Consider the following 13,959-nt stretch of genomic DNA (forward strand, 5'->3'; position numbering starts at 1 on the left):
CTAAGGCTACGCTGAACAAGCAGCTGAATTGGCGGCGTGTTGGCGATGTGGAGGTGTTCAGGTCGTGAAGCCGACCGTCACTCCTTTGCTTTTGGCCCTTGCGGGCATTGCACGCGGGCGTTTTGCCCGCCTTTCGCCCATTACGGGCGCAACTGCGCCATCAATCGCGTGCGCGACAGGTACACGTTGGCGAGCGCCAAAGCGACGAAGGCCCGGTTCGCATTCTTCGCCAACCCGCGGTAGCGCACCTTCGTGAAGCCCCACAGTCGTTTGACCACCGCGAACACATGCTCCACGCGTGCACGGATCCTCGACTTGTGGCGGTTCTTGCCGCGCTGCACCTCATCGACTTCACCCGCGCGACGGGTGCGCTGATTCGTGAAGTCGCGCGCCTTCGGCGCTTTGCTGTGGATCAGCGCTTTCTGGCTGGCGTATGCGCTGTCACCGTAGACCCGCCGCTCCTGTCCGTGCAGCAATTGTGGCAGCGGATGCTTGTCATGCACGTTGGCCGGCGTGAGCACTGCGCTGTGCGCCAGGCCGCTCTGGCTGTCCACGCCGATATGCAGCTTCGCGCCAAAGTACCATTGCTTGCCTTTGCGCGTCTGATGCATCTCGGGGTCGCGCGACTTCTGCTCATTCTTCGTCGAACTCGGCGCACCGATGATCGTGGCGTCCACGATCGTGCCGCTCTTGAGTTTCATGCCGCTCGCCTGCAGCACCCGGCCGACTTCGGCAAACAGCTTCTCGCCCAGTTTGTGGGTTTCGAGAAGACGACGAAATTTGAGCAGCGTGGTGGCATCTGGTGCCGCCTCGCAGCCCAGATCAATTCTCGCAAAGCGACGCAGGCTGGCACTATCGTAAAGCGCCTCTTCACACGCGAAATCGGCCAGGTTGAACCAGTGCTGGATGAAATGGATTCGCAGCATGCGCTCCAGACCAATCGGCGGGCGGCCATTGCCGCGCTTCGGGTAATGCGGCTCGACCACCGCGCACAACTCAGTCCACGGCAGAATTGCATTCATCGTATCGAGAAACTCATCGCGCCGTGTTCGCTTGCGGTGTGTCTCGAAACCCGCACCTTCATCAGCTGCCATCGCCAACGTCTGCTGCTTCATCCTGTTCTGCCTTCCTTATCCACCCCGATCTATAACGCTCGGAGCAGTTCTGCGGTGGACTTGATCAGCTTTGCCCTAATCTTCAGACCAGTGAGTATGTGCCGAACGTTGCAGTCGCATTTGTTGCGACGTCAAACAGCTTGTGGGAGAAACACCATGAGTCGCCTGGAAGAAGTGCGCGAGGAACTTGAACAACTCGGGAAGGAAATCGAACTGGACGCGCACGCGTGCCAGGGGCCGGCAATCGTCAAAGGCGCATCAAATCCTTGCAAAAACGTCTGCCTGCAACTTTTCCTGCCGCCAGATTTGTACCCGTGCCTTCATGTTGAACTTAAAATCAGCATAACTAAATGTATGAATGACAAATAGACGATTTCAAGGCTCAGCAAACCAGCAACTTTACGCACGCAGCATCGCGCATCCTTTCCAGTAGCGTGATGGCTTCATCCGTACGAGAGACTGGGATCAACAGGTGGTCGTGATAGTAGGCCGCGACAGCGTTACACGGAATCTTCGCATCAGCCAGGACTGTTGCGATCGTCGCGATGAAACCGACGGCTTCTAGGCTCGGAGGAACGTCCAGTGTGACCAGTCTCGATTCAGATAAAAAAGGTAATGCCAGCCGTTCAGCCGTCTGATTCTGGAGGACGACCGTCAATCCTTCGCTTTCGCGAAACGTGAAAAACACCTCGTCCTGCTCTAACCCGCTCAGCAGCACAAAGTCATGGAAACAGCAGTAGACGTAGATCGCGGCCTGCATGACAGGCCGAATCGCCTCACAGAGCTTCGTCAGGTCGCGCTCTCCAGTCATCGAATCCTCCGCTGCTCTCACGTCAGGTTATGCATAAAAAATCAACGTGCGGCAATGGTCAGAAAAATTAAACGGCATGCAATTTTTCTGCTTGCTGGATCAACGTAAGCCCGGTTTCCTAAGATGAGTTGACCGTCGGCACAATACGGAATCCCATTCCCGGAAACACACAGCCCGGCGTACACAGTGGACAGGTCCCCAGGATTGCGAGGCACGCCATGAGTACCAGCACCGTTACCGCCGATCAGAACGTGATTCGTGTCGCGCTTCGCGAACACGGAGTGGATCTTGCCGACCTCGCCGCGCCCGACGTGCTCCATCCGTTGCTCGATATCACATTCGACTGGCTCAGCATCGGGGTAGCCCTCTTCGCGTTGCACCGGATCGGGTGGTGGTTAAGTCCCGCGGTAATCGCATGGATCGGCAACCGGCAACGCGCCCTCGGAAATCTGCTGCACGACGCCGGCCACCGCAATCTGGCCCGGACTCACCGCGTAAACGATACGATCGCCTGCCTGCTTCTTGCGCCGCCGCTACTGAATAGCCTCGCGGTCTACCGCGAGTTACACGCGCGGCACCACGCGTGGCTCGGAAACCCCTCCGCCGACCCCGACCATATCCCGAATGTCTCAGGGCCCACTCACTCATGGTGGATGTCCTACGGTAAGGTTCTGCTAACCCGCCAGGCTCTGCTCGGCTCCATGCTCGGGCACCTTCACGTGTCCCGCACGACCCGCCTCCAGAAACTAGGCATCCTCGGCTGGTGGACTTGCGTGCTGGCGACAGTCTGGACGTGCACCGGCTTTGAGGCTGCGCTAGCATATGTCCTGGTGTGGATGGTCGCCAGAATCACGGCTTTCCACGCCATCACGACATTCCGCGAGATGTGCGACCATTTTGGGTTGCTTCCTGATGGTATCTTCAGCTTTACACGCGACATCTCTACGCGCGGGATCTGGCGATGGATCATCCATCCGCGCAACAATGGGTATCACCTGACGCATCATCTAATGCCGTCGATCCCATACCATCGCCTCGCAAGAGTGCATCACATGCTGGAATGCATCCCCGTCTTCGCCTCAAAAGCGCGGGTGTGTCATGCCTACTTCCACGGTCCCGTATCCGTGGTAAGAGATTGGGGGAGCTTCACACCTGGAGATCATAGTGACATCTCACAGGCTTGACGCGCTCCAGGTCGGTGCGCTGCTGGTGTCCGCCAGCTATGGCATTGCATTTCTGTTCGGCTCTGGCGAAATGGCGATGCGCTGGGGCATGGCGGGTAGCCTCTACGCCGTAGTGACCGCTCTCGGCATGGTCGTGCTCGCCGCATGCGCCCGTCGGTTATGGGCTGCTGCTGAACTCATCTGGGAAGTCTTCGGCCGCGCATACGGCGACGTCATCAGGAAGGGCGTCGCCCTGCTCTCCCTGACCTGGATGGCTGGCGTTCTGGCTGCACAGATTCATGGCGGCTTCGTCATCCTGATGATCGCCGGGGTTCCGAGGGCATGTGCCCCCGTCCTGATGGCGGGGGCATTGCTGGCCGCCTCGTCAATTGATCTCGGCGTTGCCGCGGGTTTCTTCGCCTGCTGTCTTCTCGCGAGCAATATTGTTCTATTTCACATCGTTGTACAGGCAGGAGGAATATCCCTGTACCTCCACGCCGCCCCGGAATTTATCCGGGATGCACACAGCCTGCCACACGCGGATCTGCTGGTTACCACCGTTGCAGTTGGCTTCCTGGTCATCACCGGCGCGGACTACCAGCAGTTCATCATCGCCGCGCGCCGCCCTGTCGACGCCGTCGCCGGCTGCCTGATCGCAGGGCTCTTTCTTCTTCTGACGGGATTCCTCCCAGCGGCTGCCGTGGTTGCCGCACACCGATCCGGCCAGCTGACCGGCATTCCGGACGCTGCGGAAGTCATCCCCCTGTTGTTGCTGCACACAGCCAATGGCATTGGCCGCACCGCAGCACTCGTGTCGCTCGGCTTTCTCCTCGCGGCAGCGCTCGGCGCGGGTGCAGCCATTACGCGCGCAATGGCCGGTGCACTTGCGGCTACCCTGTCCGGAGCCGCTCGACATCGGCTCGCATGCCGGTGTCTGATTGTCGTGGCCGGCAGTGTGATCGCTATCGATGGTCAAACCATCATATCAACCATCGTCTCGCTGAATATCGTGTATGTCTCGGCTATCGGACTGGCATTTCTCCTGTATCAGTCAGGTCGGCCAGTCAGCACCCGATGCATGGCGTGGATGCTTTCATCGGGTGCTGCATTTTCGCTCGGCGCATCTGTAATGAACTGGGCTGGAATCGGCGACACGCCGTCCTGGTGTGCCCTGCCGGCTGGACTCGTCGCCTCGAGCGTTGCCGGCATCTGGCGATCGGCGGTGAGTACGCGCCGCGCGACCGGTTAGCCGCACTTGGCATGCCCAGATACGCTCTCATCGGAACAGTAGCCCTGCACAAGACAGTGTCGGGCGTGCGCCATCACGAGCTGGCTGATTTTTGCCGCCGGCGGGGGTTCAGATTCCCAGTGATGCCAGTACAGATCCACCACGAGACTTTGTTCGGGGGCGAGATCAACCAGTTGACCTGAAGCGATCAAGGGGTCTGCCTGCATCGCAGGGACAAGTCCATAGCCCAGCCCGTTCAGTATCCCGTTCAACAGTGCACCGGGGGACGGGAAGTAGTGCTTCACGTATTTGCCAACCGCCACCCCGAAGAATGATTTGAGAAAGCTGTCGTGGAGGGCGTCCTTGCGGTTAAATAGGATGGCGGTGACTTTCAGTGCGTCTGCGAGCATAAAGCCGTTCGCAAAATGGCGTCCGGCAAATTCGGGGGGCGCCACGCACCGGTAACGCATCCCGCCGACGAACTCCGCGACGAATCCGGGCAGAGGCTGACGCTGCGTGGAAATACAACCCTTCACGTCACCACGCGCAAGAGACGTCAGCGTATGGTCCTGGTCGTCAACGATAATCTCCAGCGACACGTGCTGCCTCGCCAGTTGCCATGCAACCGGCTCGAACCAGGTAGCAAGTGAATCCGCATTCACCGCAATGGCGAAATCCATAGGTGGAAACCTATCGGGCTTGATGCGCTGGAGTGCGTCATACTCAAGCAGGCGCACTGCCATGATATATCGCAGGATTGCGTCTCCGGCCTGTGTGGGAACAATTGTCGGTTCCCGCATGAGTAGCATCGCTCCGACGGATTCTTCCAGCGCCTTGATCCGCTGCGAAACCGCCCCAGGTGAAATATTTAACGCAGCAGCGGCCCGGCGGAAGTGCTTGTGCTGCACAACCGTGGCAAATGTCTCCAGTTGTTGACGGTCTAGCAAGGCGCCCTCCCGATCGATGTTAACCATAACGGTCGATTCAGCGGCAGCAGGCCTCCAGTGTCACGCCCAAGCGTCAAATTCCCGGCATCACCGGAAGCGGCAGCAAAATACAACGCGGGGCAGAGGACTCGAAAGATTCCTTGCTACCGATTTCTCCGTCGACTCCTTGATCTCGCGGCGGGCTTTGCATTATGCCGAGCCAGCGTTCTCATTTCGCTAGCCAACCACGGCCCTATTCAAACGCCCTGAATCAACCGCTATTCGATCGGCTCGCACGGCAACCCAACGTAGTTCTCCGCGATCGTCTTCAGCGCTGCCTCCGAACTCGTGAAGTAATCGCATTCGGTCTGCTGCATCCGCCTGCTGAACGGATCGGCGTCGGGGAATTCGTGCAGTAGCGACGTCATGAACCACGAGAAGCGCTCTGCCTTCCATACGCGGCGAAGCGCGACCGACGAGTACCGGTCGAGCAGATCAGTGCGGCCTTCGCGATACACCCTGACCAGAATCCGGTACAACGTGCTAACGTCGCTCGCTGCCAGATTCAGCCCCTTCGCACCGGTCGGCGGCACGATGTGTGCAGCGTCCCCGACCAGGAACAGCTTGCCGTACTGCATTGGCTCGACGACGAAGCTACGCAGCGGCGCAATGCTCTTTTCGAGCGATGGCCCGGTCTTCACGCGCCCCGCGACCTCATGCGGCAGACGCGCCTTCAGTTCGGCCCAGAAACGCTCGTCGGACCAGTCTTCAACCTTCTCCGTGAGCGGCACCTGCAGGTAATAGCGGCTGCGCGTCTCCGAACGCTGACTGCACAGCACGAAACCGCGCTCGTGATGCGCGTAGATCAGTTCGTGGTTGACGGGTGGCGTATCGGACAGCAGACCAAGCCAGCCGAACGGATAGACGCGTTCGTAAGTCCTGAGCACCTCCGCGGGAATCGTCTGCCGGGACACGCCGTGAAAGCCGTCGCAGCCAGCGATGTAATCGCATTCGAGGGTCACAGTCTCGCCGTCCTGCTCGAACGTCACGTACGGCGCCTCACCCTGCACGTCATTCAACTTCACGTTCGCCGCGCCATAAATACTGGTCGCACCACTCGCCGCGCGCGCCTCCATCAGATCGCGCGTGACTTCGGTCTGACCATAAACGAGTACCGTGCTGCCTCCCGTCAACCGCTTCAGGTCGACCCGCTCCCGCCGCCCGTCAAACACGAGCTCGATACCCTCATGGACGAGCCCTTCGCGGTCCATCCGCTCGCTCACGCCCGCCTCGCGCATCAGGTCGACCATTCCCTGCTCCAGCACGCCAGCGCGAATGCGGCCGAGCACATAGTCGGGGGTCTGCCGCTCCAGAATCACGTTGTCGATGCCGGCCTTATGCAACAACTGGCCAAGCAACAGACCGGACGGACCGGCCCCAATTATCGCGACGCAAGTCCTGTTTACTGCATTCATTCGTCTACTCCTCGCAAGTTTCCGTTCTTTCGTCCCCGTCCCAAAGCTGGGCTGGCGAAACGATTCGTGTACTTGCATTTTTCTTCATTCACGCGACCAGCAGAAGGTAATTATCTGCATTAAACTTGGACTTTTTAAAAGTAGACTTACTGTCTGTATTTTTCGATGCTCCATCCCAAACAGGGTGTTCCAGTTTTCAAGCTGTACGGCGAAAACTATGCATGGCATACACCCGATCTACTGCATTGCGAGTCGATCCCCGAACGAAGCCGGTTGCATGGATGGGAAATCCGCCAGCACCGGCATGCAGATCTCGGCCAACTGCTGTATGTGCAGGGCGGGCGCGCAATGCTCGACGTCGAGGGCCACCACACGCGCATCGACAGGCCGTCGATTCTCGTCATTCCGCCAATGTGCGTGCACGGCTTTACATTCAGCAGGAACATCGCCGGCTATGTGATCACGCTTGCGGCACCGCTACTCGAGTGGCTCAACGACAATCTCACGGGCGTGCGTCCAGCGCTGCTCAACGTCGGCTGCTATCCGGTTGGTGCGGACAAGCCCTATGTCGATCTACTGTGTACGACACTCAACGGCGAATATGCGTCGCAGGCACCGAACCGCGACTTTCTGCTACGGTCGCTGGCCGGCGCGCTCGCGGTGTGGATCGGCCGGCAACAGATCGAGCAGCATGCCGCTGCCGCACGTCCCGGGCGGGCCGAGGGTTATCTCGCCGCATTCAACCGGCTCGTCGAGCAACACTACCGCGAACAATGGCCGGTCAACCGCTACGCGAGCCGGCTCGGCATCACGGCCGTATATCTGAACGGGATCTGCCGTCGGCTGACCCGTCACAGCGCGCTCGAAACCGTACACCAGCGGCTGCTGCTCGAGGCGAAACGCAATCTCGTCTACACGTCGCTGACGATCGCGCAGATCGCCGACGTGCTCGGCTTTTCCGAAGCCGCTTATTTCTCGCGATTCTTCAAACGTCTGACCGGTGCGTCGCCGCGCGAATTCCGCAGTGAGATAGAGCGCGCCGGCAGACAGCTGAAATGAAGTTCGTCTTGAGGCACACCTTGATCTATGGATGGTGCGTAAGGCACTGCGCAACGCGTGAAATACGTGGACATGGAAACCACGAGGCCAGCCAGACGCGAGTTACGACGGCCGTAATAACTGCGTTTGTGGTCCCGACATTTCACCGCAAATACAACGCGAGCTGCAAATCGCACGACGTGCAGGAAGTCGGTCGCTATGTCAAACGGCTTGCCAAAGCTGGTTCCGAGCCTTCTGCGGGCACTCCTTCGAAAAGGCGCTAGCGGAAACCATGAATGGCTTTTGCAAACCAGCGGCTACCCGTGCACGCACACCCCTGACGAAGCGTGCAGATCTTTGGGCCGGCCTCCCCGGAACGGGACAGCTGGCTCAACCGTCGGCGTTAGACCTGTGCGCCATTTTGCGGGTGCCCCCCCGGAGCCGCGCTGCCCGGTCGGTCAGACGCTGGCGACAGGATCTGTCGCCAGCCGAAACACACGCATCGCCTTTTCGAGTTCCTCCGTTTGATGCTGCATGCTGGTCGATGCCGCGGCGGCCTGCTCCACAAGCGCCGCATTTTGCTGCGTCATTTCATCCATGTGTCCAACGGCGCGATTCACTTCCTCGATACCGGTGCTCTGCTCCGCGCTCGCCCGGCTGATCTCCGCCATCAGTCCCGTCACGCCTTGCACCGAGTTCACGATCTGCGCCATGTTCTTGCCGACCTGGTCGATCAGTTGCCCGCCCAGGTCCACCTGGCCGACCGACTCCAGAATCAGCGCCTTGATTTCGCGGGCGGCGTCCGCGCTGCGCTGCGCGAGCGTCCTGACCTCGGCAGCGACGACCGAGAAGCCACGGCCTTCCGCCCCGGCACGCGCCGCCTCGACGGCGGCATTGAGCGCGAGGATGTTGGTCTGAAATGAGATCCCCTCGATAACGCCAATGATCTCCGATACCTTGCGCGAGGTGGTCCGGATCTTCGTCATGGTCTCTTCGGCCTCGGCCATCAGCTGGGAGCCGGCGTTCGCGAGATCGGACGTCGAACCCGCAAACTCGTGCGACTGCTGGGCATTGCCAGCGTTGTTGTGCACCGTTGCGGTCAATTGCTCCATTGCAGCGGCTGTCTGCTCAAGCGAACCGGCCTGCGCTTCCGTGCGGGAAGAGAGATCCGCGTTCCCCGCGGCAATTTCGCGTGCCGCCATGCCAAGACTGTCCGTCGTGCGCCGGACGTTGCCGATCAGTCCGGCCATGCCGACGTTGACGCCGTTCAGGGCGTCAAGGATCGCGCCGATCTCGTCGCCCCGCTTCACTGGCATCTGGGCCGACAGATCGCCTGCCGCAAGCCGCCGCGCAGCCGCGACGGCTTCGAGCAGTGCACCGGAGGCCTGACGCCTGATCGACGCATAGACGAGCAGTCCTACCAGTACGGCAACGACCAGGTTCGGCCATTCATTCGCGAAAGAGAATGGCTGAGCCGCGAAGCCGGCCAGTTGCCGAAGACCATCGAATCCGGCGAGCAGCACGGCGGTTCCGCCTGTCGCCAGCAGGCCCAATTTCCCCGCGAGCGAGAGCGTCCTGAGATTGCTGATGTCTACGCCGACGGAGAAAATGCCGATTACGTTGCGACGCGCATCGGTAATCGGCTGGTAATCCACAATGAACTTCTTTCCGGACAGTACCGTATAGCCGTAATAACCCTCGCCGTCCCGGGTGGACCTGTACGCCGGATGCGAGCGGTCCATCACGACACCGACCGCGCGTACGCCCTGCGCATCCACCACATTGGTCGCGACGCGGACGAAATCGTCGCCCGCGAGCACGAAGATCGACGAAATCCCGCCCGTGTCCCGTCCCCACTGATCGAGAATCGAGTGATCCAGGTTCACCTGAGCCGACCCGCTCAGCAAAGCCGGCGTTTGCCTCCCGGCGACTGTCACCAGCCGCGACGCATCGAGAGAGAAGCCGGCCGGGTAGCGGCCTTCCAGCGTCTTATACAGACGGCGGACCTGACTGCTGAGTGGACGAAACCTGATCATGTCTGGAATCACTCTGGAAATGGACTAACGCGATGGCCATCTGGCTGCGGTACCGGCACGCGATATCTACTTCAAGATAACGGCACGCGGCCGCCAATTTATAGTGTCGACGCTCTCCGTGGATCCCCCGATTGCCTCGCACAGCCCACGCCACCTCAGGCGCAATGTGCTCCAGGTTCGCTCGCCGGTCGCAGTGCAACGGCGGCACGCGAGACTCGTTCGTGATGCAACAGTCTGCGCAGCGTCGGGCCCGGTGCCGCTGTCCGTACATCGCACGTTGACGTATCGTCTCATGACCTCGACATATTAAAAATGCAGGCTTACATGGGCAAGTTCGACGGCTCTTATCATCGCCAAACCATACTTTATAGAACTCGCTCTGCAAACCTCCCCATCGCTAAATAAATCGCCACCGTGCGGGTATCGAATTCCGCTCTGGAAACATCCGAGATGACCTCATCAATCACATGGGAATCACCGGCGGTCCCTACAGCAAAACATGTCGAATGGGCATTGATCGAATCGACTCGTCGTGCCCACTTCAACGATTTCATCCGCAATCTACCCCTGAAACAGTTGAGCAGAGGAAATCATGTCACGGGGTGAGAGCATCAACCAGGTCGCTGACATCTTGAACCTCGTCGAGACCCGCGCATAATTCGACGATTTTTCTCAACTTGGCTTCCGGTAGCGCAACAGCAGCATACGGTACGCATTTCCAGAACTTCCGGGCCAGATCGTCCCAGGTCATCGGATTTTTCGTGTGTCCTTTGACATACGGGGTGGTGTGCCGGAAGACTCTCCCGTCCCGCAGGCAGATCTCTACAGGGAACCCCTCGAACTGATCCGTGATCGCGGGACCGGACGTCACCCTGATCTTTTGCATAAGCTCCTGCTTGTCCGCTCTGAGAATTTCTCTCTCTGAAAAGTCCCCGAGAAATACGTCTCCGGTGATCGCTGCAGTGGCGATGGTATAAGGTGCGCTGAACAAGGCCTCGCCTGCGGTCTTCGGGGTCCATTTCGCATCGACTGGCTCGATGGTCATCCTTGCACCTTCGCTGCCGACGCAGCAAATACTGCTGATATCTCTATGGTCAAGTCTATTCTGGACCATCAGTTCGATCGTGCTCGCAATAAATGAATGAGTATATTTGCATGCCGAATACGGCTTCATGGAAAGCCCTTCGGCATAGTGCCAACGTGTCCCGAGATCGTCAGTCAGGACATTGACGTCAAAATCGTCCCATTCAAGATGCCGGTAGACACCCCCGGGGACGCCCATAAAAATTCCCTTGGGGCCTGTCACTCCGCGGCGGGATAGCAACGTGGCCTTAATCGCGGTCTCGCCAGCGAAGGAGTGCTGGACCCGCACCATTTGCGTGCCTTCTGCATATTTCTGCATCTCCGACATGCCATGCACCGAGTAGGCAATTCCCAGGGCATTCCAGGTTTTTTCGACGCTCAGGCCAAGTAATCTGGACACTGATGCCGTGGCACATAGAGGACCGTTATACTCGCCCGGGATCCCCACGGAAGCATGGGAACAGCCATTCATTGCCGCGTTTACGCGCACGCTCATTTCACTCGCCGTAATGTACGCCGCGAGAAAGTCCTTGCCCGTGATCGGCTTGTCAGAAAGTCCGAGGGCAGCGAACATGGCCGGCACGTTCCATTCCGTAACATGCCCACCGGTTTCGTGAACGTCTCCCATGTCGATGGCCCGCGCCATGACGCCGTTGGCGAATGCTGCCAATGTCGCCGGCACCTTATTTCCGTACACCAGAATCGTGCTTTGCGCCGCCCCGCCCCACTCGGTAACCTGCTCGACGATCTGCGGACTAACTTCCCAACTGGATCCTGCGATTATGACGGAAAGGGTATCGAAGATCGCCTTCTTCGCCAATTCGATCACCGCAGGGGGAATGTCATCATAGGTGGTGTGAATGACCATCTTCGCCAGCTTTCCGGCAGGGTCCTGCTCAGGCGTAGTCGGCTTAAGCGATTTCATTGTCATTCCCCTTACATTCGTCTTGAAGCGATTGAGCGAGTCGGCGAGCGTCCGCAGGTCACGCTAAAGACCTGCGCCTCCCCCCAAAGGCCGTGCGCGTCCAGTACCTCATCGAGAGCATGGCCTCCCGCTCACCGGTAGTACAGCGCATGTCCGACGCTTGCCTTTTGTGCCACTCGACACATAAGCCGGAAAAGTCGGCATATATGAGGCATCACAGGTTTGCGAAGGCTACAGGCTGTAAGCGCACAGCATCCCCATCGTGCGGGACACTTGTCAACGCCTCACCTGATACAACTGTCCGTAGCGCCTCTTTCGGGTGTTGCAGCTGGATTTGTGGCGACCACAATTTATGCTCGAACTACGACGTAACCCACTCCGGGACGCATTCAAAGAGGTCGCCCACGAGGCCATAATCGGCGACGCTGAAGATCGGCGCTTCTTCGTCCTTGTTGATCGCGACGATCACCTTCGAATCCTTCATGCCGGCCAAGTGCTGGATCGCACCCGAGATGCCGACCGCGATGTACAGCTGCGGCGCGACGATCTTGCCCGTCTGGCCGACCTGATAGTCGTTCGGGACATAGCCTGCGTCCACTGCTGCACGCGAGGCGCCCAGTGCAGCGTTGAGCTTGTCGGCGAGCGGCTCAAGGACCTTCGTGTAGTTTTCGCCGCTGCCTAGGCCCCGGCCACCCGAGACGATGATCGATGCGCTCGTCAGTTCCGGGCGGTCCAGCTTCGTCACTTCACGGCTCACGAACTGTGACTTGCCGGCGTCCGCCGCCGCGTCGATCTTCTCGACCGCTGCGCTGCCGCCAACGGCCGCCACCGGATCGAAACCCGTCGCACGCACCGTGATGACCTTGATCGGGTCTTGCGACTGAACCGTCGCAATCGCGTTGCCCGCGTAGATCGGGCGCTCAAACGTGTCGGGCGAATCGACTGCGGTGATGTCGCTGATCTGCGCGACATCGAGTTTTGCTGCGATGCGGGGCGCGACGTTTTTGCCCGCGGCCGTCGTCGAGGCGAGGATGTGCGTGTAGTTTTTCGCCGCATCTTGCACAAGCGCGATGACCGTCGCTTCGACGTTTTCAGCGAGACCCGCTTCGAGTTGCGGCGCGTCGGCCAGCAGAACCTTCGAAACGCCTGCGATCTTCGCGGCTGCGTCCGCTGCACCCTGGGCGTTGTAGCCCGCGATCAGCACATGCACGTCGCCACCGATCTTCTGTGCGGCAGCCACGGTGTTCAGCGTTGCGGCCTTCACGGACGCGTTGTCGTGTTCGGCAATTACCAGAATCGTCATTTCCTTGCGCCCCCTTTACAGCACCTTGGCTTCGGTCTTCAGCTTCCCGACCAGCGTCTTCACGTCCGGCACCTTCACACCGGCGCTGCGCTTCGGCGGCTCGACGACCTTCAGTGTCTTCAGGTGCGGCGTGACGTCCACGCCGAGCTCTTCCGGCTTGACGGTCTCCAGCGGCTTCTTCTTCGCCTTCATGATGTTCGGCAGCGTAACGTAGCGCGGTTCGTTCAGACGCAGGTCCGTCGTGACCACAGCGGGCAGCTTCAGCGACAGCGTTTCCGCACCGCCATCGACTTCACGCGACACGGTGGCCTTGCCGTCAGCGACGACAACCTTCGAAGCAAACGTGGCCTGCGGCAAGCCAGCCAGCGCCGCGAGCATCTGCCCGGTCTGGTTCGAATCGTCGTCGATGGCCTGCTTGCCGAGGATGACCAGCGAAGGCTGTTCCTTGTCGACCAGCGCCTTCAACAGCTTCGCGACGGCGAGCGGCTGCAGGTCTTCGTTCGACTCGATCAGGATCGCGCGATCCGCGCCGATGGCCAGCGCCGTACGCAGCGTTTCCTGCGCCTGCGCGACACCGGCGGACACCGCGATCACCTCAGTCGCGATGCCTGCTTCCTTCAGACGAACGGCTTCTTCCACCGCAATCTCGTCAAACGGATTCATTGACATTTTCACGTTCGAAATGTCGACGCCGGTACCATCCGACCTCACCTGCACCTTCACGTTTGCGTCGACCGCCCGTTTGATTGCCACCAGCACCTTCATTCGCCTCTCCATAACATTCAGACAACCGTCTTCAAACAAGGAACGCCATCCGTCGCAGCCGGGGACGAACGCTGCCCAAAGCCAGCGCCCG

The 13,959-nt window shown here is 59.7% G+C and carries 12 protein-coding genes; 4 read left to right on the top strand and 8 right to left on the bottom strand.

The annotated features are described in order from the left end of the window. Positions 1 to 140 precede the first annotated feature (140 nt). The gene (locus EX20_RS21430) at positions 141 to 1,115 is read right to left on the bottom strand and encodes an IS5 family transposase (RefSeq protein WP_034194679.1); all 975 of its coding nucleotides are present in this window, start codon (positions 1,113 to 1,115) and stop codon (positions 141 to 143) included. A gap of 156 nt (positions 1,116 to 1,271) precedes the next feature. Between EX20_RS21430 and EX20_RS32110 the strand changes: the two genes are divergently transcribed. Beyond that, positions 1,272 to 1,484: a hypothetical protein gene (locus tag EX20_RS32110; protein ID WP_131929123.1), complete on the top strand. Its 213-nt coding sequence runs from the start codon at positions 1,272 to 1,274 to the stop codon at positions 1,482 to 1,484. 13 nt (positions 1,485 to 1,497) lie between these two features. Here EX20_RS32110 and EX20_RS21435 read toward each other — a convergent pair whose 3' ends face one another. Further along, a complete protein-coding gene (locus EX20_RS21435) occupies positions 1,498 to 1,926 on the bottom strand; it encodes an ACT domain-containing protein (protein WP_034194680.1) in 429 nt (142 codons plus the stop codon). 218 nt (positions 1,927 to 2,144) lie between these two features. Between EX20_RS21435 and EX20_RS21440 the strand changes: the two genes are divergently transcribed. Both EX20_RS21440 and EX20_RS21445 read left to right on the top strand, forming a co-directional pair. Continuing rightward, complete coding sequence (locus EX20_RS21440) at positions 2,145 to 3,110, top strand: fatty acid desaturase family protein (protein WP_034194681.1); 966 nt, start codon at positions 2,145 to 2,147, stop codon at positions 3,108 to 3,110. After that, positions 3,091 to 4,338: an SLC5/6 family protein gene (locus tag EX20_RS21445; RefSeq protein ID WP_034194682.1), complete on the top strand. Its 1,248-nt coding sequence runs from the start codon at positions 3,091 to 3,093 to the stop codon at positions 4,336 to 4,338. Before EX20_RS21440 ends, EX20_RS21445 begins: the two co-directional genes overlap by 20 nt. Here EX20_RS21445 and EX20_RS21450 read toward each other — a convergent pair. Both EX20_RS21450 and pobA read right to left on the bottom strand, forming a co-directional pair. Beyond that, complete coding sequence (locus EX20_RS21450; RefSeq protein ID WP_034194683.1) at positions 4,335 to 5,291, bottom strand: HTH-type transcriptional regulator ArgP; 957 nt, start codon at positions 5,289 to 5,291, stop codon at positions 4,335 to 4,337. The two genes, EX20_RS21445 and EX20_RS21450, sit on opposite strands and share 4 nt — an antisense overlap. 230 nt (positions 5,292 to 5,521) lie before the next feature. Then, entirely contained in the window at positions 5,522 to 6,718 is a 1,197-nt protein-coding gene (gene pobA / locus EX20_RS21455; protein ID WP_034194684.1) for a 4-hydroxybenzoate 3-monooxygenase, read from the bottom strand. 165 nt (positions 6,719 to 6,883) lie between these two features. Between pobA and EX20_RS21460 the strand changes: the two genes are divergently transcribed. Then, positions 6,884 to 7,777, top strand: coding sequence for a helix-turn-helix domain-containing protein (locus EX20_RS21460; RefSeq protein WP_006400215.1), 894 nt, complete (start codon positions 6,884 to 6,886; stop codon positions 7,775 to 7,777). Positions 7,778 to 8,214: 437 nt separating this feature from the next. Here the strand turns inward: EX20_RS21460 and EX20_RS21465 are convergent, their stop codons facing one another. The 4 genes from EX20_RS21465 to EX20_RS21480 all read right to left on the bottom strand — a co-directional run bounded on the left by EX20_RS21465 (position 8,215) and on the right by EX20_RS21480 (position 13,868). Next, positions 8,215 to 9,792, bottom strand: coding sequence for a methyl-accepting chemotaxis protein (locus EX20_RS21465; protein WP_034194685.1), 1,578 nt, complete (start codon positions 9,790 to 9,792; stop codon positions 8,215 to 8,217). Between the two features lie 595 nt (positions 9,793 to 10,387). Beyond that, positions 10,388 to 11,800, bottom strand: a complete 1,413-nt coding sequence (locus tag EX20_RS21470; protein WP_231572275.1) for an MmgE/PrpD family protein — start codon at positions 11,798 to 11,800, stop codon at positions 10,388 to 10,390. Positions 11,801 to 12,161: 361 nt separating this feature from the next. Beyond that, entirely contained in the window at positions 12,162 to 13,103 is a 942-nt protein-coding gene (locus tag EX20_RS21475) for an electron transfer flavoprotein subunit alpha/FixB family protein (protein WP_034194687.1), read from the bottom strand. A gap of 15 nt (positions 13,104 to 13,118) precedes the next feature. Continuing rightward, entirely contained in the window at positions 13,119 to 13,868 is a 750-nt protein-coding gene (locus EX20_RS21480) for an electron transfer flavoprotein subunit beta/FixA family protein (protein WP_006400219.1), read from the bottom strand. Positions 13,869 to 13,959: the final 91 nt, after the last annotated feature.

Source organism: Burkholderia sp. WP42, assembly GCF_000745665.1.
Taxonomy (GTDB): Bacteria; Pseudomonadota; Gammaproteobacteria; order Burkholderiales; family Burkholderiaceae; genus Burkholderia; species Burkholderia vietnamiensis.

Bases quoted from the DNA above. Each gene is read 5' to 3' on its own strand.
- EX20_RS21440 (WP_034194681.1), top strand. From the start codon at position 2,145: ATGAGTACCAGCACCGTTACCGCCGATCAGAACGTGATTCGTGTCGCG.
- EX20_RS21475 (WP_034194687.1), bottom strand. From the start codon at position 13,103: ATGACGATTCTGGTAATTGCCGAACACGACAACGCGTCCGTGAAGGCC.
- EX20_RS21435 (WP_034194680.1), bottom strand. From the start codon at position 1,926: ATGACTGGAGAGCGCGACCTGACGAAGCTCTGTGAGGCGATTCGGCCT.
- EX20_RS32110 (WP_131929123.1), top strand. From the start codon at position 1,272: ATGAGTCGCCTGGAAGAAGTGCGCGAGGAACTTGAACAACTCGGGAAG.
- EX20_RS21465 (WP_034194685.1), bottom strand. From the start codon at position 9,792: ATGATCAGGTTTCGTCCACTCAGCAGTCAGGTCCGCCGTCTGTATAAG.
- EX20_RS21480 (WP_006400219.1), bottom strand. From the start codon at position 13,868: ATGAAGGTGCTGGTGGCAATCAAACGGGCGGTCGACGCAAACGTGAAG.
- EX20_RS21460 (WP_006400215.1), top strand. From the start codon at position 6,884: ATGCTCCATCCCAAACAGGGTGTTCCAGTTTTCAAGCTGTACGGCGAA.
- EX20_RS21470 (WP_231572275.1), bottom strand. From the start codon at position 11,800: ATGAAATCGCTTAAGCCGACTACGCCTGAGCAGGACCCTGCCGGAAAG.
- pobA (WP_034194684.1), bottom strand. From the start codon at position 6,718: ATGAATGCAGTAAACAGGACTTGCGTCGCGATAATTGGGGCCGGTCCG.
- EX20_RS21430 (WP_034194679.1), bottom strand. From the start codon at position 1,115: ATGAAGCAGCAGACGTTGGCGATGGCAGCTGATGAAGGTGCGGGTTTC.
- EX20_RS21450 (WP_034194683.1), bottom strand. From the start codon at position 5,291: ATGGTTAACATCGATCGGGAGGGCGCCTTGCTAGACCGTCAACAACTG.